The sequence below is a fragment of the Morganella morganii genome (assembly GCF_041099235.1).
Lineage (GTDB): Bacteria > Pseudomonadota > Gammaproteobacteria > Enterobacterales > Enterobacteriaceae > Morganella > Morganella morganii_E.
This window is the reverse complement of the sequence record NZ_JBFZSO010000002.1, coordinates 119,341-142,514: the sequence shown is the minus strand read 5'-3', so window position 1 is coordinate 142,514 and position 23,174 is coordinate 119,341. Positions and strand designations below refer to the sequence as shown.

The 23,174-nt window shown below is 49.3% G+C and carries 23 protein-coding genes; 6 read left to right on the top strand and 17 right to left on the bottom strand.

What is annotated here, in order from left to right; translation table 11 throughout:
* Positions 1–43 precede the first annotated feature (43 nt).
* Positions 44–1,039 carry a gluconate operon transcriptional repressor GntR gene (gntR, locus tag AB7038_RS04060; RefSeq protein WP_368889869.1) on the bottom strand — a complete coding sequence of 332 codons (996 nt, stop codon included), beginning with the start codon at positions 1,037–1,039 and terminating at the stop codon, positions 44–46.
* A gap of 200 nt (positions 1,040–1,239) precedes the next feature.
* Between gntR and AB7038_RS04055 the strand changes: the two genes are divergently transcribed.
* From AB7038_RS04055 to AB7038_RS04030, 6 genes are all read left to right on the top strand, one after another.
* Positions 1,240–2,271, top strand: coding sequence for an ABC transporter substrate-binding protein (locus tag AB7038_RS04055; protein ID WP_369452811.1), 1,032 nt, complete (start codon positions 1,240–1,242; stop codon positions 2,269–2,271).
* Positions 2,268–3,281, top strand: a complete 1,014-nt coding sequence (locus tag AB7038_RS04050; RefSeq protein ID WP_368889867.1) for a FecCD family ABC transporter permease — start codon at positions 2,268–2,270, stop codon at positions 3,279–3,281. The genes AB7038_RS04055 and AB7038_RS04050 overlap by 4 nt, the downstream gene beginning before the upstream one ends.
* Positions 3,278–4,051 (top strand): ABC transporter ATP-binding protein, encoded by a 774-nt coding sequence (locus tag AB7038_RS04045; RefSeq protein WP_369452810.1) that lies wholly within the window; start codon positions 3,278–3,280, stop codon positions 4,049–4,051. The genes AB7038_RS04050 and AB7038_RS04045 overlap by 4 nt, the downstream gene beginning before the upstream one ends.
* Complete coding sequence (locus AB7038_RS04040) at positions 4,048–4,887, top strand: class I SAM-dependent methyltransferase (RefSeq protein WP_369452809.1); 840 nt, start codon at positions 4,048–4,050, stop codon at positions 4,885–4,887. The genes AB7038_RS04045 and AB7038_RS04040 overlap by 4 nt, the downstream gene beginning before the upstream one ends.
* Positions 4,884–5,729, top strand: coding sequence for a ModD protein (gene modD / locus AB7038_RS04035; protein ID WP_368889864.1), 846 nt, complete (start codon positions 4,884–4,886; stop codon positions 5,727–5,729). The genes AB7038_RS04040 and modD overlap by 4 nt, the downstream gene beginning before the upstream one ends.
* A 128-nt stretch (positions 5,730–5,857) precedes the next feature.
* Complete coding sequence (locus tag AB7038_RS04030; RefSeq protein ID WP_368889863.1) at positions 5,858–7,798, top strand: TonB-dependent receptor plug domain-containing protein; 1,941 nt, start codon at positions 5,858–5,860, stop codon at positions 7,796–7,798.
* Positions 7,799–7,841: 43 nt separating this feature from the next.
* Here the strand turns inward: AB7038_RS04030 and AB7038_RS04025 are convergent, their stop codons facing one another.
* The 16 genes from AB7038_RS04025 to sctS form a co-directional block, all read right to left on the bottom strand.
* The gene (locus AB7038_RS04025) at positions 7,842–8,330 is read right to left on the bottom strand and encodes a tetratricopeptide repeat protein (protein ID WP_369452808.1); all 489 of its coding nucleotides are present in this window, start codon (positions 8,328–8,330) and stop codon (positions 7,842–7,844) included.
* 113 nt (positions 8,331–8,443) lie between these two features.
* A complete protein-coding gene (locus AB7038_RS04020; protein WP_369452807.1) occupies positions 8,444–9,715 on the bottom strand; it encodes an MFS transporter in 1,272 nt (423 codons plus the stop codon).
* A gap of 30 nt (positions 9,716–9,745) precedes the next feature.
* The gene (locus AB7038_RS04015) at positions 9,746–10,903 is read right to left on the bottom strand and encodes a trans-sulfuration enzyme family protein (protein ID WP_369452806.1); all 1,158 of its coding nucleotides are present in this window, start codon (positions 10,901–10,903) and stop codon (positions 9,746–9,748) included.
* 296 nt (positions 10,904–11,199) lie between these two features.
* A complete protein-coding gene (locus AB7038_RS04010; protein ID WP_369452805.1) occupies positions 11,200–12,057 on the bottom strand; it encodes a MerR family transcriptional regulator in 858 nt (285 codons plus the stop codon).
* An 82-nt stretch (positions 12,058–12,139) separates the two neighbouring features.
* The gene (locus AB7038_RS04005) at positions 12,140–13,177 is read right to left on the bottom strand and encodes a mechanosensitive ion channel family protein (RefSeq protein ID WP_440590457.1); all 1,038 of its coding nucleotides are present in this window, start codon (positions 13,175–13,177) and stop codon (positions 12,140–12,142) included.
* Between the two features lie 92 nt (positions 13,178–13,269).
* A complete protein-coding gene (locus tag AB7038_RS04000; protein WP_369452803.1) occupies positions 13,270–13,866 on the bottom strand; it encodes a LemA family protein in 597 nt (198 codons plus the stop codon).
* Positions 13,867–14,452: 586 nt separating this feature from the next.
* The gene (locus AB7038_RS03995; protein ID WP_072868960.1) at positions 14,453–15,256 is read right to left on the bottom strand and encodes a MetQ/NlpA family ABC transporter substrate-binding protein; all 804 of its coding nucleotides are present in this window, start codon (positions 15,254–15,256) and stop codon (positions 14,453–14,455) included.
* 49 nt (positions 15,257–15,305) lie between these two features.
* Entirely contained in the window at positions 15,306–16,580 is a 1,275-nt protein-coding gene (locus tag AB7038_RS03990) for a bifunctional O-acetylhomoserine aminocarboxypropyltransferase/cysteine synthase (protein WP_108656060.1), read from the bottom strand.
* Positions 16,581–16,773: 193 nt separating this feature from the next.
* The gene (locus AB7038_RS03985; RefSeq protein ID WP_368889858.1) at positions 16,774–17,490 is read right to left on the bottom strand and encodes a hypothetical protein; all 717 of its coding nucleotides are present in this window, start codon (positions 17,488–17,490) and stop codon (positions 16,774–16,776) included.
* An 18-nt stretch (positions 17,491–17,508) separates the two neighbouring features.
* Positions 17,509–19,230, bottom strand: coding sequence for a type III secretion system translocon subunit SctE (sctE, locus tag AB7038_RS03980; protein ID WP_369452802.1), 1,722 nt, complete (start codon positions 19,228–19,230; stop codon positions 17,509–17,511).
* 14 nt (positions 19,231–19,244) lie between these two features.
* Positions 19,245–19,934 carry a hypothetical protein gene (locus AB7038_RS03975; RefSeq protein WP_369452801.1) on the bottom strand — a complete coding sequence of 230 codons (690 nt, stop codon included), beginning with the start codon at positions 19,932–19,934 and terminating at the stop codon, positions 19,245–19,247.
* A gap of 74 nt (positions 19,935–20,008) precedes the next feature.
* The gene (locus AB7038_RS03970; protein WP_369452800.1) at positions 20,009–20,524 is read right to left on the bottom strand and encodes a hypothetical protein; all 516 of its coding nucleotides are present in this window, start codon (positions 20,522–20,524) and stop codon (positions 20,009–20,011) included.
* Entirely contained in the window at positions 20,521–20,988 is a 468-nt protein-coding gene (locus AB7038_RS03965; RefSeq protein ID WP_369452799.1) for a tetratricopeptide repeat protein, read from the bottom strand. The genes AB7038_RS03970 and AB7038_RS03965 overlap by 4 nt, the downstream gene beginning before the upstream one ends.
* A gap of 109 nt (positions 20,989–21,097) precedes the next feature.
* Entirely contained in the window at positions 21,098–22,147 is a 1,050-nt protein-coding gene (locus tag AB7038_RS03960) for an EscU/YscU/HrcU family type III secretion system export apparatus switch protein (RefSeq protein ID WP_368889854.1), read from the bottom strand.
* Positions 22,140–22,901, bottom strand: coding sequence for a type III secretion system export apparatus subunit SctT (gene sctT, locus AB7038_RS03955; RefSeq protein WP_368889853.1), 762 nt, complete (start codon positions 22,899–22,901; stop codon positions 22,140–22,142). The genes AB7038_RS03960 and sctT overlap by 8 nt, the downstream gene beginning before the upstream one ends.
* A gap of 6 nt (positions 22,902–22,907) precedes the next feature.
* On the bottom strand, positions 22,908–23,174 hold the full coding sequence (gene sctS / locus AB7038_RS03950) for a type III secretion system export apparatus subunit SctS (RefSeq protein WP_072868951.1): 267 nt from the start codon (positions 23,172–23,174) through the stop codon (positions 22,908–22,910).

Below are 23,174 nucleotides of genomic sequence, written 5' to 3'. Positions count from 1 at the left end.
TCTCAAATGAAATTCCTGTCACTTCAGGAAGGGCCGGGAGCCGTTAAATACTCTCTCCCGGTAATAATTCGAAGCCGACATCCACTATCTGCTGAGGCGGCAGTTCGCCGCGCAGACGTGCCAGCAGCACTTCTGCCGCACGGCGGCCCATCAGATCACGTGGTGTGAGGACACTTGCCAGTTTCGGGGTCATCACACGGCCGACATCATGGCCGTGGAACCCGGCAACCGCCAGATCCTGCGGGATGCGGATCCCGAGGCGCTGGCACTCAAAAACAGCACCAATAGCAAGGTCATCGTTGGTACAGAACAGCCCGTCAGCATCCGGATAATCGGCTCTGACCTGGTGCAGTTGTCTCGCCCCCAGCGAATACGAGGAGCTTTCCTGCGTCATCACATTGCCCGGTTCAAGCCCGGCATCCCGCATAGCCTGTTCATAACCTTTGAGGCGCATGAATGTCCGTTCGTCATGACGTGCGCCGAGGTAAATCACACGGCGGCAGCCGCGTGTAATCATGGCCTGCGTCATTTCAAATGCAGCGAGCCGGTTATCCAGCCCGACGGCGGAATCATAGCAGGGGGAGACGCTGTCCATCAGCTCAACCACCGGGATCCCGGCGGTAGCCAGCATTTTCAGGGTGCGCGGGGTATGGGTACGTTCGGCCAGGATCAGGCCGTCAATATTATAGGACAACAGGGAGACCAGGCGATCTTCTTCTTTCTCCGCCTGATAGCCGTAGTGCGCCAGCATCGTCTGGTAACCGGCGGCATCCGTCACGGTTTCGATACCGCGGATCACTTCCGCAAATACCTGGTTGGTCAGCGAGGGCAGCAGCACGCCGATAGCCCGGCTGGTGGCGTTGGATAAAATATCCGGCACCCGGTTCGGGATATACCCCAGTTCATCGAGGGTACGGGCAATCGTGCCGCGCAGTTTTTCGGAAACCTGTTCAGGATTACGCAAAAAGCGGCTGATAGTCATTTTGGTTACACCAACGCGGTCAGCCACGTCCTGTAACGAAGGGCGTTTTTTCTTCATAGTACTTATCTTAATACAGACTGGTCTGTGTGTCGTCATATCCGCCGAAAGAGGCCGTAGTTATACCTTATTCCGCCGGGAATTTTACCTTGTTTTGACTTACTTCCCTATTTACCGCTGATTTTATTGACTCACCTCATGCTCTGCGCTAACGTCCCGCTGTATAACAATACATATAACGATAATGACGACTGATCACGATGATACTTAACCGCCTCTGTTCCGGATTTCTTTTCTGCTGCGCACTGCTGTTCACTTTTCCGGCATTGTCAGCCGCTGCCGCGCCGGAAACCGCCTCTCAGGTCTTTATTTATGGTCAGCTTCCGCCGCCGGAATCCATTCACCGTGTGGTCAGCAGCGGCCCGCCGACTGATCAGCTGCTGTTTGCGGTCGCCCCGGAAAAACTGCCGGGGTTTGCCTCCCTGTCCGTAAAAAACAGCCCGTATTTTGCGCCCCGCTGGCGCGCGCTGCCGGTCACCGGACGCCTCTCCGGACGCGGCAGCACCCTCTCCCCGGAAACCCTGCTGGCACTGGCACCGGATGTGATTGTTGACAGCGGGCTGACCGATGACACTTACCGCTCACAGGCCGCCCGTTTCAGCCGTCAGACCGGTATTCCGTATATTCTGTTGTCCGGCAGCCTGACACAAACGCCGGATCTGCTGCGCCAGGCCGGTGCGTTGCTGGGGGAAGCGGAACGCACGGAACAACAGGCACAACTGGCGGAAAAATGGCTGCGGGATGCTGCCGCTTTTGCTGATCGCCAGACACACAAACACCGTTTTTATCTGGCGCGCGGTGCAAAAGGCCTGCAAACCGGTCTGCGCGGTTCGATTCACAGCGAAGCCCCGGAATTGCTGGGGTTTGAGAATGTCGCGGATGTCCCGGATATGCAGGGGCTGGCGGAAGTTTCTTTCGAGCAGTTACTGCAGTGGAACCCGGATTTTATTATCGCTCAGGATGCCGTGACATATGATGCGATTATGCAGGGTGAGGTCTGGCAGAGCCTGGATGCGGTGAAGAATAAGCAGGTCTTTTACTATGCCGGGCTGCCGTTCGGCTGGCTCGACAGCCCGCCGGGACTGAACCGGTTATTAGGGCTGCGCCGCCTTCAGGCTCAGTTTGAACCGGAGAGTGCCGATCTGAAAGCAGACACCGGTTTGTTTTTCAGTCTGTTTTATCACTCTCCGCTATCAGAGGCACAGATTAACAGTCTGTTATCCGCCCGATGACCATCTCCGCCAAAACCCTGTTACTGCTTGTGCTGCTGGTACTGGTCACCGGCATTGCTCTGAATGTTGGTAAGTTCTCACTGACTCCGCAGCAACTGTGGGATGTGGTACAGGCAAAAATCACCGGCAACAGCGGCGCGGATGATCCGGCACTGAGCCGCGATATGACGGTCTTCTGGCAAATCCGCCTGCCGCGCATTGCCGCCGCGCTGATTATCGGCGGCGGGCTGGCGATGGCCGGGGCGGCGTATCAGGGTATGTTCCGTAACCCGCTGGTTTCACCGGATATTCTGGGCGTTTCCGCCGGTGCGGGAGTTGGTGCGATCCTCGGGATTTTTGCAGGTCAGTCAATGCTCACTATCCAGCTGTTTGCCTTTACCGGCGGGCTGTGTGTGGTTGCTCTGGTCTATTCTGTCGCCCGGCTGGCGCGTCAGCATGATCCGGTACTGTCACTGGTGCTGGTCGGGATCGCCGTCAGCGCCCTGTGCGGCTCCGCCATTTCCCTGATGAAGATTCTGGCCGATCCCTATACCCAGCTGCCGGCCATGACCTTCTGGCTGCTCGGCGGTCTGTCCGCGATTTCACCTGATGATATAAAAACCACCGCACCGCTGATCGTTGCCGGTATGGTGCCGCTTCTGCTGCTGCGCTGGCGCATGAACCTGCTCAGCCTGAGTGATGAGGAAGCCCGCGCACTCGGGCTGAATGTCACCGTGACGCGGCTGATTTTTATTGCTTCAGCCACCCTGATCACTGCCAGTGCGGTTTCTGTCGCGGGGATTATCGGCTGGCTCGGACTGATTGTCCCGCATATCACCCGTTTGTTAGTGGGTGCCAACTTCAGCCACCAGCTGCCGGTATCACTGCTGATCGGTGCCATCATGCTGCTGCTGACAGACACGCTGGCACGCACCATTGCCCCGATTGAACTGCCGCTCGGCATTCTGACCTCTGCGGTCGGCGCACCTTTCTTTATTTTTCTGCTGTTGCAGACCCGGAGGAACGGATGAGCGATGTACTGACCACCCGCGGCCTGGCGGTCGGCTACGGAGAGAAGTTAATACTCACTGACATAAGTCTGCAATTACATCAGGGAGAAATTATCTGTCTGCTCGGTGCCAACGGCTGCGGCAAAACCACACTGATGAAAACCCTGCTCGGCCTGCTGCCGCCGAAGGCCGGGGAGATCCGCATTGATAACACACCGCTGCGTGGCTGGAGCGCCGCCGCACTTGCCCGCCGCGTTGCCTATGTGCCGCAGGCACACAACATGCCGTTTTCTTTCCGTGTGGCGGATATGGTTGCTCTCGGACGCAGTGCCCACCTCTCTCTGTTTGCCGCCCCGGGACGCGCCGAACGGCAGATGGCAGAGCAGGAACTGGCCCACCTGGGGATCGCCCATCTGGCACAGCGCGCCTATTCCTGCCTGAGCGGCGGGGAAAAACAGCTGGTACTGATTGCCCGCGCCCTGGTACAACAGCCGGGACTGCTGATTATGGATGAACCGGCGGCCAGCCTCGATTTCGGCAATCAGATAAAATTACTGAATAAAATCGAACAGTTACGTGAGAGAGGGATCACCGTGCTGATGTCCACCCACCACCCGCAGCATGCGGCGGCTGTGGCGGACAGTATCGTAATGCTCAGCAAAGACGGCCCCGCCTGCCAGGATAAACCTGCTGCACTGCTCACACCGGAAACCCTGGCGGCACTCTATCATGTGACACCAGAACATATTGCTGCCCACTTCGCGCAGCCAGCTTATAAGGGATGCTCATGACTATTGATGATATCGATTTCGCCCGACTCTACCGCGACCATCTCGCACAGGCCGAACGCACCCGCAAAGATCCGGAACACTGGGACAAACGAGCGGAGAAAATGGCACAAAATTGTGCGAACCCCGCCGATCCGTACCTGATCCGCTTTAAAGAGATTGTCGATACCACCGGCGCGAAAACCCTGCTGGATGTCGGCTGCGGGCCGGGCTCTGTCGCGTTGCAACTGGCCGACAGCTTTGAGCAGGTCACCGGCATTGATTACAGCGAAGGGATGCTGAAAGTCGCGCGTCAGCGGGCAGAGACTCAGGGTTGCTCACACGTCACTTTCCGCCACTGCGCCTGGGAAGATGACTGGTCAGCCCTGCCACCGTGCGATATCGCTGTGGCCTCCCGCTCCACGCTGGTGATGGATTTACAGGCCGCGCTGCTGAAACTGAACCGCCACGCGCGGCTGCGGGTTTACACTACCCACACTGTCAGCCCGACATTTGTTGATATCCGCGTGATCCGCGCCATCGGGCGCACTCCGGTCACGCTGCCGACCTATATTTACGCGGTGAATATTCTCAACCAGCTCGGCATTCATCCGGATGTGGAATTTATCCGCAGCCCGAACTGCCAGAGCCACGATAACATGACCTTTGAGCAGTTTGCCGAGGGTGTGGTCTGGTCGCTGGGACAGCTTGATGACCATGAAATAACCCTGCTGCGCCGCTATTACGACCAGCAGGCGGCTGACGGCCTGCCGGTGGTACCGGCCACCCGCGACTGGGCTATGGTCTCCTGGAGTGTGGTACCGGAATCCGCCCTGCTGCTGCCGGGAGGTCAGAAGTGATCTACTACAGTGATGCCTTTCTGGACAGCCTCCTGCTGGAGGACATTCATTACGGCGATCTCACCACCCGCGCACTCGGCATCGGCGCACAGAGCGGAGAAATACACTTTTCCCGCAAGCAGGCCGGTTATGTCAGCGGGCTGACATTGGGTCAGAAATTACTGGAAAAACTCGGCTTACAAACACAATTACACGCGAACGACGGCGATCATACGGAAGCCGGTGCTCTGCTGCTGACCGCCACCGGTCGTGCGGACGCGCTGCATCAGGGCTGGAAGATTGTCCAGAATGTGATTGAGTGGAGCAGCGGCGTGACACAGATGACCCGCTGCATGGTGGATACCCTTCGTCAGTATCAGCCGGACGCACAGCTGGCCTGCACCCGTAAAAATATCCCCGGCACCAAACTGCTGGCAACCGCTGCTGTACTGGCCGGAAAAGGCATCATCCACCGTCAGGGCTGTGCGGAAACTATCCTGCTGTTTGCCAATCACCGCCGTTTCCTGGCAGAGCCGGAAAACTGGTGTGCGGCGATTGCTGCACTGCGCCGTGAAGCCCCGGAAAAGACCATTATTGCCGAGGCGGATAACCCGGATGAAGCTTATCAGGCGCTGAAAGGCTGCCCGGATGTGCTGCAGCTGGATAAATTCAGTCCTGATGATATCCGCCGTCTCGTTAAAGATGCGACGGTGCTGGCACCGGGCTGCACACTGTCTGTTGCAGGCGGACTGAATGCAGAAACCATCGGGCAGTATGCGGATACCGGCGTGAAGCTGTTTGTCACATCTGCGCCGTATTATGCGTCTCCGGCGGACATTAAAGTCCGGTTATATCCGCGCTGACGGAAAACCGCACAACCTTATAGTGAGTTAAGGGATAAACCGGTCAGGTCACTGAACCGGCCGTTTTGTCCTTTTGTCTGGCAAGACGTTATATAAATAAATACATATCGGTAACAGGAAAAATAACAATGAAACGAACTCTACTCTGCTCAGCTATTCTGCTGGCAACCGCGCCCGCGGTACAGGCAGAAAGCACAGATATTCTGACAGTCTGGGGCAGCCCGGTGGCCTCCAATCCGGATGTCATCACACAGCCGCAGATGCAGTCGCTGAACAAAACCAACGCGGCGACAGCGATCAGCACCATGCCGGGTGTGGTTCTCGAAAAATCGGGCAACCGTAATGAACTGACGGTCAAAGTCCGTGGTTTTGACAGCCGCCAGGTGCCGGTGTTCTTCGACGGCATCCCGACTTACGTCCCGTATGACGGCAACCTTGACCTCGGCCGCTTTATGACCAGCGAGCTGGAAAGTATTGAGGTGAGCAAAGGCTATACCTCGCTGTTACAGGGCCCGAACCTGATGGGCGGTGCAATCAACCTCACCACCGCCACCCCGAAAAAACCGTTTGAGGCCAATGTGTCATTCAGCCAGGGCTTCGCACGCGGCGCGGATAATGCCTATAACACCAGCGCCCGTGTCGGCGCACGCAGCGATCTCGGGTTTATCCAGGTCAGCGGCAGCCAGTACAAACAACGTTTCCTCGGCCTGCCGGGATCCGATGATGATAATGCCCTGGCGGGCAGCAACGGCCGCCGTGCACACTCCTCATCCGATGACAAACGCGGCATGGTGAAAGTGGGCTGGACCCCGCGTGAGACTGACCAGTATGTCTTTACTTATCTGAAGCAGGACGGCAGCAAAGACAGTGCGCCATCTGCTGATCCCGGAGCCAAGGGAAAATACAGCTGGTGGGAATGGCCGGATTACAACAAAGAGAGCTACTATTTCAACAGTACCACTCAACTGACAGACGGCGTAAATCTCCAGGGCCGCCTGTTCCATGACAAGTTTGAAAATACCCTGCTGATGTACCCGAAAAAGGGCAACCAGGTGGATTACAGCCGTTATGATGATTTCAGCAACGGCGCCTCTCTCCAGTTAGGGATCGACATGCGGGAAAATGATCTGCTCTCGTTCTCCGCACACTGGAAAGATGATGTTCACCGCGCTCAGAAAGAGAAAGGTGGTGACTGGCAGCGTTATAAAGACCGCACCTACTCCGTGGCAACAGAGTATCAGTGGGCTGCCACTCAGGATTTAGATATCATCGGTGCTATCGGCTATGACTGGCGAGAAAGTCGTCAGGCAGATAAAGGGGCGGATGATAATGATCAGCACGCCTTTAACTGGGAGGTGATGTCAAAATATACCTTCGCCAACCAGGATAACATGCGGTTCTCCGTGTCTGACAGGACCCGTTTTCCTACTCAAAAAGAACGTTACACAACTGATAAACCCGGGTTCAATGAAGAAGTCATTATTAACCCACATCTGAAAGCCGAGCATGCACTGACCTTTGATTTAACCTATGAAGGCAATATCACTGATAAATGGGGTTACCAAGCCAGCCTCTATCATAACCGCATAAGTGATGCCATCATTTCCCGACATGTCGGTGTTAATCCTAAAAATGGAAAAAACATTGCTCAATACAGAAATAGCGGCCGTGTAGACTACACAGGGTTAGATTTAGGTGTGAAGGGCGAAGTCAGTGACTGGCTGAAAACCGGGATCAACTACAGCTACATCCACAGTGATCCGAAAGATGTTGATCATATAGATGGACTACCAAAACAAAAAGTCTATGCATGGGTAAAAGTCTCGCCGATCGAACCGCTGACCATCACCCTGGCTGAAGAGTTCCGTGCATGGAGCTATAACCGTACGGATGAAAATAACAAAGTGGCCGGTTATGCTCTTACTGATCTGCGCGTGGACTATGACTTCGGTTACGGCATTTCCGCCAATGCCTCTGTCAATAACCTGTTTGATAAATCCTACGAGTACACCAACGGCTATATGGAAGAAGGCCGTAATTTCTGGCTGGGCGTGGAATACCGTTACTGATGCCGCATACAACCCCGCATAAACTATGCGGGGTTGTTACCGCTTACGGCGAAGGCAGACGGGAAAATGCATCACACGCACCGCCTGCCCCGCCTTTACAGGCTTCACCTATCAGGTAACGGGCATATTTATAATTCGGGGCAACATATTTTCCTTCCAGATACATTATGCCCAGCATGTATTGAGCCTCCGGATGATTCTGCTCTCTGGCTTTGTCATAGAATTCAATTGCTTTATTCTTATCTTCCGTCACACCGCTTCCGTGTGCATACAGCGATCCCAGCACATACTGTGCATCCGCATTATGTTGTGCGGCTGATTTTTCCAGCAATGTCACCGCCTGCGCCTCATTTTTTTCCACACCATCTCCCCTGAGATAGCGTACTGCCAGCTGATATTGCGCCTGCGCCTCACCACGTTGTGCCTGCTGCTGTAACTGCCCGACTTCCTGCGGTAAACCGCCGGACTCCGCCGCCGCATACGGTGCCGTAAACAGACTCATCAGCAAAACACCTGCCGGTTTCAGATTCATATCGTTGTCTCCGTACCTCATCCGTAAACCGCGATTATGCATAAAAAACGCCCCCGTTACCGGGGGCGCTGTCTGTTTTATATTTTTATCTGCTGTGTGCCGTCTTTTTATTTTCAGACTGACGGGGAGAGTGTCATTCCACCGCCCGCCGCTTCCCGGCGGTTGATCTGACGCAGCAGGAAGGTTGCCACCACACCCAGCAGCGCACAGGCGACCGAGAGCATAAAGATATAGCTGTAACCAGTTTCGCCGTATTTATCCAGACAGTAGCCGGCAACGGAATAATAGAACGCGTCCGGGGAAAAGCCGATAAAGGAGGCAAAACCCACCACCGCACCGGTGGTTTTCATCGGGATTTTCGATTCCGCAACAGAGGCAAAATAGATACCGCGGAAGGCAAACAGTAACGCACTCAGCACCACCATATTCACCACTGCAAACCACATAAAGGCGTTACCTTTCGGGATCACGAGGAACAGAGCACAGTTCACCGCCATGATGATAAAGCCGACAAACATCACGCTGATAGATGATCCGACTTTATCCGTCACGATCCCCGCCACCGGAGAGGCTACCATTTTGATCACATAGGTACGGATAATCGACAGCGCCGTCACCAGGGTAATCGGTACCACATACACCTGTGACAGATACGGGCTGAGATACGTCAGGCTGGAGAACACCACATAGGTGGAGAAAATAATCAGCCCGATCAGCCACGCTTTCGGCATCGTCACCACACTCATCAGCGAACGGAATGTGGTTTTCTCTTCCGGTTCACCGCTGTCAGCGGTACTGCTGCGGTGCGCGATCAGGAAGAACAGCAGCACGCCGCAAATCACGGAAGCACCGGAGTAAAGCCAGACCACATAACGGAAGCCGATAGCCGCCTCGGCGAATTTGCCGAAGAAATAAAGACCAACAAACGAGATCAGTGTACCGGACACACCGGACAATCCTTCATAAAACCCGAAGATCCGCCCCTGCTCTTTTTCCGTACCCTGCATCCGCACCACTTTGATCGATGCGGCGAAGAATGTCAGGATCGTCGTGACACCCCACAGAATGTGGATCAGCAGGATCGTGTTATACGACGGGAAAGTCGCAAACCAGAATCCCAGTGACCCGGAGGCGATCAACGAGAAAGTGATCAGGTTGCGCAGTGAAAAACGATCCGCAAACCAGCCGCCGAAAAAGTAGGAAAACATACCGATCAGGCCATACAGACTGAGCAGGTTACCAATCTCAATGTGTGTCAGTCCCAGCGCCTGCTGCATCGGATCATAGAACGAAGACTTCAGGTAAGGCAGGCTGTACATTGCGGTGGTACCGAATGCCAGCAGAAACAGAATCAGCATCCGTCTGATGCGGGATTGATTTGCCATGTGATTTGCCATAATTATTATCTCTTTTTATCAGCCGTGAACTGCATCCAGGGCCTGGCGGAAATCCGCAATAATGTCTTTTGCTGACTCAAGTCCGACAGCAATACGGATCAGGTTTTCGCCGTTCATCTGAACCAGGGTGTGTTCTTCGCCCAGGCTGGTGGCAATGGTGGTCAGTTTCAGGGAGTTCACAAATTTGCGGCTTACCTGGTCGCGGGTCAGGCCGTGAATGTCCTCTTTCAGACGGAAAGAGACGATACCGCCGCCGAGGCCGTTCATCTGGGACTGACACAGTTCATAATGCGGATGGTTTTTCAGTGCCGGGTAGCGGACTTCTTCGATTTCGCTCTGAGATGTCAGGAACTCCGCCAGTGCCAGGCCGTTTTCGCAGTGTTTTTTCATGCGCATATCGAGGGTTTTCATCCCGCGCATAATCATCCAGGCGTTGTTTGGCGCCAGTGCCGCGCCGGTAAAGCAGCATAATCCCGGCCATTTGATCAGCTCGATCAGCTCACGGGAGCCGATAACCGCGCCGCCCAGCGTATCACCGTGACCGTTCATAAACTTGGTCAGGCTGTGAACCACCAGATCCGCACCCAGTTCCAGCGGGCGTTGCAGGATCGGCGTACAGAAGGTGCTGTCAACAATCAGCAGGCTTTTGTTCTGATGGGCAATGTCCGCCACCGCGCGGATATCCGCCAGCGCCAGAGACGGATTGAGCGGGCTTTCCACATACACGAGTTTTGTCGCCGGTTTCATGGCAGCGCGGATGTTGTCACTGACCGTGGCATCAACAAAGGTGATTTCCACGCCGAATTTTGCCAGCAGTTCAGTCATCAGCAGGCGGGTGTGGGAGAAGATCCCGTCAGCACTGACAATATGATCGCCGGTTTTCACCAGTGACAGCAGGGTTGACGCAATTGCCCCCATACCGGATGCGCTGACAATCGCGCTGTCCGCCCCTTCCAGCATCGCCAGTTTGCTTTCCAGCTCGGTCAGGTTCGGGTTGCATTCGCGGCTGTAGACATAGCCCCATGTCCGGCACAGTTCTTCGAAATGCTCCACAGAATGCGCCGCAAATGTGGCGGTCTGGTAGATAGGACTGGCCAGCGCGCCGGTGGCCGGATCCGGTGAATGACCCTGGTGGATCAGTTTGGTTTCCAAATCATAATCAGTATTTTTTTGCACGACAGACTCCTCATGAGATCAGCATTCTGATCCGCATGTCATCATTTATTATCATTAGTGAGTTCGGGTTGCTGATTCAGGATCAGCGGGGGTAATAGTGTGGCAGTAACGACCTTTTTAACCATTGCTGTAATGTGGATAACTATAGACTCTCCAGTTACTATAGAGTCAATTCAGAGATAGTAGATATGTATCACAAAACGGGTAATTATACGGTGGATAAAAGCAAAACAGGCTGAGGAATATCAGCCTGTTTCTGTATTGAAAGCATTTAGACCTGTAGCAGAGGGAGAGTTTTATACCAGGCAGCGGGTATCAATTTCACGCCGTTTCACTTTGATCTGGATTTCTGTCAGCAACTGGCGCTGGTCATTAGTGGAAAGCGGGTCAATCACCGGGATTTCATACATCATGTCATCCACCGGAATACGTTTATATTCCGCATAATCCGTCAGCGCTTTAAATGCTGCCGTATTTTCACTGTAAGGCCCCTGATACATCAGGCAGATAAATTCACCATCGGGAATTTCTGTAATTTTATCCTGCACCTGCGGATTAAACAGATCACGCTCGACAATCACAAAACTGTTCAGATAATGCACCTGCTGTGTGGCCAGAAATTCCTCACGGGAGACCAGTCCACTGACGCCGCCGTAGAAGATAGAAATATTTTCCTCGAGGATATTGGCAATCTGCCGCCGTGAGAATTCCATGGTCTCCTCAAAGCTCAGACCCGGCTCATAATTCATCGATAAAATATGACGGCGCGGAATATAACGGCGGGTAATTTTGCCGATGCTCTCAGTATCAATCCCTTTTTCCAGGGTCTCTTTTTTGGTGGAGAGCACCTTTTTAATCAGCTCGAGCTCACGGATTTTCTCATCCACCACGGAAATTTTCCGGGTCAGCAGGCTGAGGATCTGTGTGTCACTGTCTTCCAGGCGGTGTTTGATCTCTTTCAGCGGCATACCGAGATATTTCAGATATTTAATAATATCCAGCCGGGAAAACTGATCGATAGTGTAATAGCGGTAGTTACTTTCCTGATCCACATACACCGGGCGGAACAGCCCCAGCTGGTCATAATAACGCAGTGTCTGAATGCTGATTTTATGGAGCTTTGCCATCTCACCGATGGAAAAATATTTCGCCATATTGTGCCGCCTCTGATGACCTTCTCAGGAATTAACCGGCGGCACAATAACGGAAACAAGGGGGATGGTGCAAGGTGTCAGATCACACTCCCGGCGGTTCGCGGGAAACACTGTTGCGTTCCATATAGAGTGTCCGGCTCGGGAAAGCAAAGTCCGCACCGTTGCGGTGCACAATCTCAATAATCTTCAGATACACCGCCTGCTGTGCTGCCAGCCACTCTGCCCAGACCGTGGTTTTGGTAAAGCAGTACACCATGATATTGAGGGCAGAATCACCGAATTCATCAAAATAGACCAGCAGAGTCTGGTGCTGATCAATGCTGCTCTCTGCTTTCAGCATCGCCCGTATTTCACTGACAATCTGTGAAATCTTCTCCGCATCCTCATAACGCAGCCCGATGGTGGTTTTGATCCGCCGGTTGGTCATGCGCCCCGGGTTTTCCACACTGATGGAGGAGAACAACGAGTTCGGAATATAGAGCGGGCGGTGATCAAAGGTAATGATTTTGGTGATACGCCAGCCGATTTCCACCACCGTCCCTTCTATCTGCCGGTCAGGTGAGCTGACCCAGTCACCGATTTTAAACGGGCGGTCAAAATAGAGCATGATGCCGGAGAAGAGGTTACTGAGAATATCCTTCCCCGCCATACCGATAGCAATACCACCGATACCGCCGAAGGTCAGCAGGCCGGACAGACTCATGCCGAAGTGTTCGCCGTAGAACAGGAACACCACAATCACAATCAGGATTTTCAGCACGCGGGAAACAATATGTGCCGAGGTGATATCGCTGCCGCGTTTGATCTGTGCGGCGGCCAGGCGGTTTATCATCAGGAACAGTTTACGGATCAGCATCAGCACAATCAGCGTGGTGCAGATCATGGCGACCGTACCGGCAGTGATAAAGCGCCACTGAAAGTGGTCAATCCCCTGCTCCGCGAAATCACCGAGGATAATGACCCCCAGCGCCCACATCACAAACTGGGAAACATGGACTAATGTGGCGTGTTCGCCCTTTTCCCGGCTGCGGTTATAAATCATCAGCCCGGCAGAGCCGAACAGACACAGCACCAGCACAATCAGGCTGAGCACATTATTGGAGAGAAATTCTTCGGTAATCACGATAACTCCTTAGTATTATTCTCCCCTTCTAACGGATTTTGCCCGGAAACTCAATTTATCCTGCCATCAGTTAATTATGTTCAGCCGGTTTATTTTTGAAACTGCACATCGGGAACTGTTGTGACTTCTGCTTCATTTTCGACGCTGAAGTTTGGCTTGCCGGTGTATCCCATGTAGTTCGCAATAATCACGGCCGGGAATTTCCGGATAGTCGTGTTGTATTCACGGACACGTTCGATATAGCGGCCGCGCGCCACGGCGATCCGGTTTTCGCTGCCTTCCAGTTGTACCATTAAGTCGCTGTAGAGTGCGTTACTTTTCAGATCCGGATAGCGTTCTGATACCGCCAGCAGGCGGGAGAGTGAGGAGCCGAGTTCAGTCTGCGCCTGCTGGAATTTTGCCAGCAGCGCCGGGTCATTCAGGTCAGTGACATTGATATTCATCTGTCCGACTTTTGCCCGTGCATTCACCACATCCTGCAAGACCTGACGTTCAAAGTCAGAAGAAGCCTGCACGGTTTTCACCAGGTTCGGGATCAGATCCGCGCGGCGTTTGTATTGGTTGAGCATTTCAGAGGCGGATGCGGTCACCGCTTCGTCCTGTGTCTGGATGCTGTTGTAATTGGAGACCAGCAGCACGCCGACCAGCACCACCACACCCAGTAATCCGATAATCAGTTGTTTCATCGTATTTTCCTTATCTCAGTGGCGACTATTATTCAGGCAATCCGCCGGGGATTCAAGATAAAGCTAACTGATTGCTTTCCATGTGTTATTGGTGATTACGGTGTTACGCTGATAACCGGTAAAAGCAGAAAGCCGCTGTAAACACATCCGTGTTATACGCTAAATCATTCCGCTCAGAGCAAGGCAGCAAGTGAAGACATTCGGGGATTACGGTGCCTGCACCGGCAACGGGCAAAAACAGAAAGTCGCTGTAAACACATCCGTGTGCGCTCAGGCTCGCCATCCATGGCTCGCATGCTTTCTGTTTTCTTTGCCCGTCACCTGTGCCCGTAGATCTTAATACGCTAAATCACTCCGTTCAGAGCAAGGCGGCAAATGAAGGGGCACGGGGAGCATACATCAGTATGTGACCCGGATGGACGAACGAAGCCAACGCAGCTATGGGCGGAAGGATGACGCGTATACGTTAAATCATTCCGCTCAGAGCAAGGCGGCAAAGTGAGGACATCCGGGGAGCATACACCAGTATGTGACCCGGATGGACGAACGAAGCCAACGCAGCTATGGGCGGAAGGATGACGCGTATTTACCAGGCCCGGACAGCATCGCCCTTATAAACCTCATCGGCCTTTTTCAGCACCTCATCACTCTGGAATGCCGCGACCAGTTTTTTCAGCTTCTCATTGTCTTTATCTGCTGCTCTGACCACAATCAGGTTCACATACGGGGAATCTGCACCTTCCATAAACAGTCCGTCACGGGCGGCGGATAATCCGACCTGAGATGAGAAGTTATTGTTGATAATGGAAAGATACACATCAGGATCATCCAGGGTGCGGGTCAGTTGCGGGGTGTCGATTTCCGCGAACTTCAGCTTCTTCGGATTTTCGATGATATCCAGCGTGGTCGGCAGATAACCGACGCCGTCTTTCAGTTTAATCAATCCCTGAGCCTGTAACAGCAGCAGGCTGCGCCCGAGTGTGGTGGCTTCGTTGGAGATAGCCACTGTTGCTCCCTCCGGCAATTCGGCTGCGGATTTGATTTTTTTCGAGTATGCCGCTATCGGGAAGATAAAGGTTTTACCAATGACTTCAAACTGATAACCGCGTTCTTTGCTTTGTGCCTCATAGTACGGCACGGTCTGGAACGCATTGGCATCCACATCATTGTTACGCAGTGCTTCATTCGGCAGGACATAGTCATTGAAGGCGATAACATCAACATCCAGTCCTTGTTTCTCTTTGGCGACTTTTACCACTTCTTCCCAGATTGCCTGATCCGGTCCGGTGTTAATCGCTACTTTCAGTGGTTTTTCATCATCATTCTGCGAGCAGGACACCGCCAGTAATGTAGTGCAGGCGAGCAGTGCCGATACAATAATTTTTCTCATACTATCTCCGGAACATATTGTTATGGTTATATTTTATTGACTAATAATATTATTTCGCACTGTCCAGTGCCGCACTGATATCCGCCAGGATGTCATCAATGTGCTCGATACCGACAGATAACCGGATCATATCCTGTGATACCCCGGCACGGGCCAGTTCGGCCTCATTCAGTTGCCGGTGAGTAGTGGTCGCCGGATGGCAGGCCAGGGATTTTGCATCACCGATGTTGACCAGGCGGACAATCAGTTTCAGGGCATCGATAAACTTCGCTCCCGCTTCTGCCCCGCCTTTAATGCCGAAAGACATAATGGATGCCGGTGTGCCTTTCACGTATTTTTTTGCCAGTGCATGTTCCGGACTATCCGCCAGTCCGGCATATTTCACCCAGGCCACCTGCGGATGCTGTTGCAGGTATTGCGCGACACGCAGGGCGTTTTCGGTATGGCGCTCCATGCGCAGCGCCAGTGTTTCCAGTCCCTGCAAAATCAGGAAGCTGTTAAACGGCGACAGTGCCGCACCGGTATTACGCAGCGGTGCCACGCGGCAGCGGGCGATAAAGGCCGCCGCACCGAAGTGTTCGCTGTAGTTCACACCGTGATAGGAAGGATCAGGGGTATTCAGTACCGCAAAGCGATCCGCATGTTGCTGCCACGGGAATTTGCCGGAGTCGATAACAATTCCGCCGAGAGATGAGCCGTGTCCGCCGATATATTTGGTCAGTGAATGCACCACGATATCCGCACCAAACTCAATCGGGCGGCACAGCGCCGGAGAGGCAACGGTATTATCCACAATCAGCGGAACGCCGTGACGGTGGGCGATTTCCGCCAGTTTTTCAATATCCGCGATATGCCCCGCCGGATTGGAAATGGTTTCGCAGAAAACGGCTTTGGTATTGTCATCAATCAGGGATTCCAGCTGTGCAAAATCATCATGATCAGCAAAACGAACGTCGATCCCGATGCGCGGAAAATTATGTGCAAACAAATTATACGTGCCGCCATAGAGTTTGGAGACACTGATAATATTGTCACCGACCCCGGCCAGGGTTTGGATAGCATAGGTGATCGCCGCCATGCCCGATGCCACCGCCAGCCCGGCAATTCCGCCCTCCAGTGCAGCCACACGCTGCTCCAGCACATCATTGGTCGGGTTCATAATGCGGGTATAGATATTCCCCGGGACTTTCAGATCAAACAGATCCGCGCCGTGCTGCGTGTCATCAAAGGCATAGGATGTGGTCTGATAGATAGGAACCGCGACAGATTTGGTGGTCGGATCCGGTGAATAACCGGCATGGACAGAGAGCGTTTCAAGTTTCATGTGTTCTTCCTTACCGCACAGGTGAATATCTTTATTTAGACGTCCAGACGTTTAGACATTCCTTTCTTATACCGGTATTCCCCGCAGAGATCAAAACGGAAGTGGCAAAACAAGATGAATTTTCTTCATGATGAGAGTGAATATGAAAAAAGCCGCTGTCAGAAGCGGCCTGGATTTATGAGCAGAAAAGAGATTATGTCCGCATATTATTAATCAGGTTACCAACTGTTGCCTGGCGGTTATCAAAATAACGGCTGACCGTATCCATAAATTTTTTCTTTGATTCTTTCTGGTCTTCAGACACTTTACTGTGAGCTGACATACCGCTGAGCAATACGTCCTTTTCCCCGCGAATCACTTCCGCATCTCCCTGTAAGCGGGTGGCTTCTGCCATAATAACCTGTGAAAATGTCTGCCCGACCGAATTAGACAGGCCGTTAATAATCTGGCCACCATTACCGCCAACTGCGGCACCAATCACAGCAATTCCGATAGACAACAGTGCGCCGGTAAGGGCTGCTCTTTCCTGAATACCTGCCTCTTTATATTTCAGGTCTTTTAATTGTTTTGCCAGCTCCATCACCAACCCTTCCAGCTTATTACGCCGCTCCTGCTGACTGAGAGAATCATCAACAAGTACTTTGCATAATTCGACAGACAATTTTAACCATTTTTCGTCATAGTCAGATAATAATGACGGCATAACATCTCTGACTCTGGTACGAATGCTTTCACCCCATTGTTCATCCGTCATGGCTGTTTTTTCTGTTATTTTATTTTCTGTAATCTTGCTTACCACACCGGGTTTTATATCTGTTCCCGTCTGATTATTTTTACCTGTATTAATATTTTCATCTTCTGGTGTATAAATAGTTTGTGCTGTATTAGTTGCTATTGCTGTAATTGTCATAATAAGTTCCCTTTTAAATTAAACCGCTACCAGTCCCTGCTGTAATATATATTTCTTCCGCTGAAAAGCGTCTTTTCCTATTTTGCTTAATTTTTCATTAAGAGCAATAATTTCCTGATTTGATTCAGAAAAAGCGGCCATAATCTGATCCATCAATGCCATAATCTGATCCATCAATTCCTGATCAAGGTCGATCTCAGCTTGTTTTTTAATAATATCAGCATTCAGATTTGCCTGCACAATCGAGCTGGCACCATTAACCACCGTTGATGTCAGCATAATTGTTATTAAAAGTTTTTTGACTTCCGCCAGAACCTGTTTCAGGACTTCCTTTACTGTTTCTGATGCAACCTGTCCGACAATTTTCCCGATAATGGCACCAGCAGCCGCAAAAATAGCTGTTACTGCAACAACAGCAAGAATCATGGAAACAATTTCCATTTTTTCTTCCAGTTTTTTCAGCTCTTCAGGAGATTTCCCCTGTAACTTTGCAATTGCTACTGAAACCTTTTTAATAAATTTCTGAATCACTTCAACCAGTTTTGTGACCGGCTCCATAGCTTTTGCCATAATATCCGGGCCACCGGTAGCTTTAACCGCTTCACTAATTACGGTGACAACGACAACTACTGCTGCCAGTGCTTTTGCCATCAATCCGCCGGTCAGTGCGGTTAATACCGCCATTAACGCAGTTAATAACGGTCCGAGCCATTTAAATAATGCTTCCAGACGTTTTGCTTTTTCTAATTTTTTTGCGATCTCATCGGCTTCTTTATCCGTTTTTTCCTGTAGTGCCTGCTGCTGAAGTTGTGCTAATTCTCTGTCATTTTCCAGCTTGCGCTGTGCAATTTTATCCCGTAAGTCGGCTAATTTTCCCATCAATTCAATCAGAGAAAGGTTTTGTGATTTTGTTATTCCCCCCTGTTGTAAAAGAACCGCCTGGATATATTCAAAACTTTTTTTTGCCTCATCTAAAACTTCAGCCATCAGATGTAAATCATTAATATCAGTTTTTAATTCATTATATTTTTCAGATATTTCATTGTTACCACCATCGACTCCGGATAAGACACTGACTGCACCTAGAAATTGTTTAAAAACATTTGTTTTCTCTGAATAATTACCCGAACTATCTTTAAGTGAGTTTTTCAGCTCATCAATACCTGATTTTTGCCTCAGAAAAAAAGAAAATTCATTTTTATCTTTAAACTCAACAACATTATCACCAAATAACTTATACTTGACATCTTTATCTGGCTCATCCTCTCCGCACAAAATATCCCAATAATAATCTACTATAGCATTGAAATATTCTTCACACTTATAAAATTTCTGACTAATCATATCATGCAGGTCTTTTTCTCTTTTTTCTGACCACATTCCTGATATCATTTTTTTGTTAAATTTGGCATATTTTTCTGAGTTTTCCGTGATAGTTCCATCCAGATCATCATATAATGATGCAAATATTTCATTAATCCCCCCGGCCTTTTTACTTTTATTAATATTAGTTTCTTTATTATTGTTTTTTTTGTCATCCACGGCAGATTTATCGTTATTAATTCGTGGCTTGCCATTCTCGTTTTCAGAATTAATACTCTTTCTACCTATATCCTTAATCGTTTCATCTGAATGCTGAACGCTTGCACCTTCATGATTATTTGATTTAACATAAATATTGTTATCTTCTGAATTAAAATCACTGACAAATGAATTGTTTTTTGCTGATTGTACATCCATGTAATCCTCCTATATTAAAAACGTAAAAATCCCTTTAATTCCTGAGTTAACTCACTTATCATTGTCGTAATGACTTTAAGAATATTGTCATAATTACTATTAATTGTATTAAACTTCTGACTTAATTCATCCAATATCATCTGGGATTCTTTTTTAACCCCATCAATGAGCGTATTATATGAATTTAACTCCCCATTTGTTATTGTCCAAATATCATCTTCTTTACCGAGGTTTTTTTTATAATAACTCTCACCCAATCTTTTATCAAAAATATTGTAAGCATTATCCATTGAATCATCATATTGCTTAGATATCCTATCGCCATCCAGAGCATCAAAATCTTGCAGAGTGATCATTTCTTTATCATAGTAACTATTAATATTAGCAATATCTTCATTACTTACATAAATATTCAACCTTTTCAGTAATGCTTCAGGTAAGAGAATAATATCAACAGTACCAATTATTTTACTTACCTTATTATTTTCAGTTTCCGCATTAATATTTTTTAGCGCCTGTGTTCCTGACGCTGGTTTTTTTAATGCAGCAAAGAAAAAATCCATTTTTTTATATGCATAATCATAGCTAACACCTGAGTCTATTAGTACTCCGTCAACATATATACTACAGTCATTTTTATTTTCACCGATAACTATTTCGAATCGACCTTGATAAAGAGCACTGCTTGTGTTTCTGTCACTCATCAGATTTCTTTTGGCAGGATAACATGCCATATAATTACGATGTAAATTAAACATGAATTTATTATGTCCTACTTTTATTTTTTTCCATCATCAACAGTTCCCGCCGTATATTCCCCATATGAATTCAGAATGTCAGCAGATAATGTTTTAAAAAATGACATATAATTATTCATACTTTCACGATGATATTTAAATCCTATATTATAACTATATTTTGCCACTGTATCCATTTTATCAACAAAATAACCAAATGTTATCATATCTCGTCTTATAAGATATTCTTTGATTTCATTATTTATCTCTGTTGCTTTTCTTGCTGTCTCACTATCAGAGCTATTGAGTATTTTTATAATTTCATTATCACCCATTAAATCATGATATTTTCTTAATATTTCTATTGCCTGATGTTCCGTTGTTTTTGGATCAGTCAAAGCTAAATTTATTTTTTCAAGCTTGTTATATACATATATTAATCTTGCCTCTTCATCCGGAGTGTTTAGTTCACCGAAAACCCTGACACCATCAGCAGATAAGGGCTGTGGAGACTGATACTTATTATTATCCACTGTGAACTCATAATCTAATCTCATACTGTCTCTCCCATAATAGATATATAGTGCATAGCCTGCTCTCTCTCACTATTATTACATCCTAATGAAAGACAATGCCTGAAATTATTTACTGCCAATTCTTTCTCACCAGAATATAAGTAACACTGGCCTATATGAAAGTATACAGTCGGATTATTTCCATCCAGATTAATAGCCAGGCAATAAATATTTATTGCTTTCTGATATTGTTTTTGCACCTGTTTAATAGCAGCCAACCCCAGCAGATAATCAATATTACTAAAATCATATAAACAGAGAGATCTGAATATATTTTCAGCCTGCTCTATCAGCCCTTTATCATAATAATCACATGCCAGAGAATAAACATCCGTAAAATCACCATCATTCTTTGGCATCAGAAGACCCGCTATATTACCACTCTCCAGGTGCGAAAAAATATTACCAACCAGGGATTTAATATCCAGATTTATATTGTTATCCATAACAAACACTCCTTAATAATATTTGATTATCAAGTCGGATAAATACTATCTTACAGCCCTGATAATCACTTTCATAAAATGCGCCTCAGCATCATCCTGCTGATACATATTAGTGTGGTTCACTGTCGGCAAATGCGGCCTGCTCTGCGTCATTCAGCCACAGTAAAAGTTCGAGAAATTTATCCAGATCATCATCAATAATGGTGTCAAAGACATGATATTTCCGGAATAACGTCCGCGCCAGGCGGATATCCCGGGCTACCGGCACCCTGTGCTTTTCAGCATACCGGCGGACCGCCAGTGCATATGTGCCCTTCTCTTTCACCGTAATCAGCGGCATAACACCATTTTCCGGGTCAAGGTAGATAGCGACGGCAATATGCGTCGGGTTAACCACCACCACATCCGAGTTCTTTATCAGTGCTTTGGTTTCCGCATTCAGCAGTTCCCGGTGCTGCTGTTTACGGGCAGATTTTATCTCCTGATTCCCCTCACTGTTTTTATGCTCCTGTTTAACTTCGTGTTTTTCCATCTTCATATCATTGAAAAAGAAAAAATATTCAACAATGTAATCAATCACCAGTAATGGCATCAGCATCAGGATAAAAATAACGATATAGCGACCGGCAAAATACAGAAAACCGTCACTCACTTCAGAGAAAGGCGCCCGGATTAACTGATAAATATCACCGGTATACAGCGATATAAATACATAGCCTGCCGATAAATACACAATCAGTGAGATCAGTGCTTTGACCAGGTTTTTCAGCGATTTTTTGGTGAAAATCCGTTTAAATCCGGCGATAGGATCAATTTTCTTTAAATCAAATTTAATCGCTTCCGTTGCGATAGCAAAACGGGTCTGCATCAGGGAAACAAAGCTGACACTCACTCCGCATAATATAATCAGCGGTAACACCATCTGAAAAAAGATATCCGATAACATCTGTATATAAACAGAGAGAGTCAGATGATTCACATTGCGTAATACCGTCTGATAAAAACGGGAAAATGCTGACCAGTCGGCAATATAGACCAGGAATGCAATGCCCGCTGCATAACCGGTCGTGGAGAGCAGTTCTTTATATTTGAATGCATTCCCTTTTTTCGATTCGTCCTTCAGTTTTTTACTGGTGGGTTTTTCCGTTTTTTCAGCCATCTTTTCCCCTCAGAAATTGCGTGACAGGGGACGTATCAAACAGCAGCGTGACATCCGTTACCGTTGTGCTGCGAAACAGCAGCACCACCAGCAGAAAGGCAATAATGCTCTTTATTGAAAGCGATAATGAAAACGGATTAAGCTGCGAATTATACAATGCCAGAATGCCCAGACTGACTTCAGAAATAAATAAGATAATCAGTACCGGCATACAAAACAGCAAAGAGAGCGACAGGCTGTTTGTCAGCCAGTCAAACAGCGGCGCGTAATGGATTTCCGTCAGTAATGTGCCTGGTGGCAACAAACGAAAACTATCCTGAACGGAAGCCATCAGTAACACCAGGCCGTCATTGAGCAGAAAAAAAGAGACCGAAAACAGGTTCATAAAGGTAGAGAACGGAGATGCATCCGTGCCGGTTGTCGGGTCAGCGGTATCACTGATATTCGCACCGCGCTGATTATCGATATATTCACCGAAAGCAGCAAAAATAAAGAACGGCGTGCTGTAAACAAGCCCCATCACCGTGCCGGTAATGATTTCACTCAGTATGCTGACCACTGAAAACTCTGCCGCCGGGCCGTGTTCATTTCCGCTGAGGCACAATGCCGTGAGAAAAACGATAATACCCCGCGTGGTGCGGCTGAGGATAAATTTATCATTCAGAAACGGCAAAAAAGCGAACGCCGCAAATAAGCGTACACTACTTAACAGTGTGCTCTGAAGCAGATCATGAAGCCAGGAGAATAACAGCACCGGGAATTAGCCTGCCGCCGTTGTACTGAGCGCCAGTGAGAACATTTCACGGGCATAACTGAGCATCGAATCCCCCAGCCAGGTAAGCTGCATTAAGATACAGACAAACACGGCGATCAGCTTCAGCCCGAAAGGCAATGTCTGCTCCTGGATTTGTGTGACGGTTTGCAGCAGGCCGACGGTCAGCCCCACGACGGTCGCCACACTCACCGGCAGCAGCGATAACATAATCACCAGATAAATTCCTTTATCTGCCGCATAAATAGCATCCAT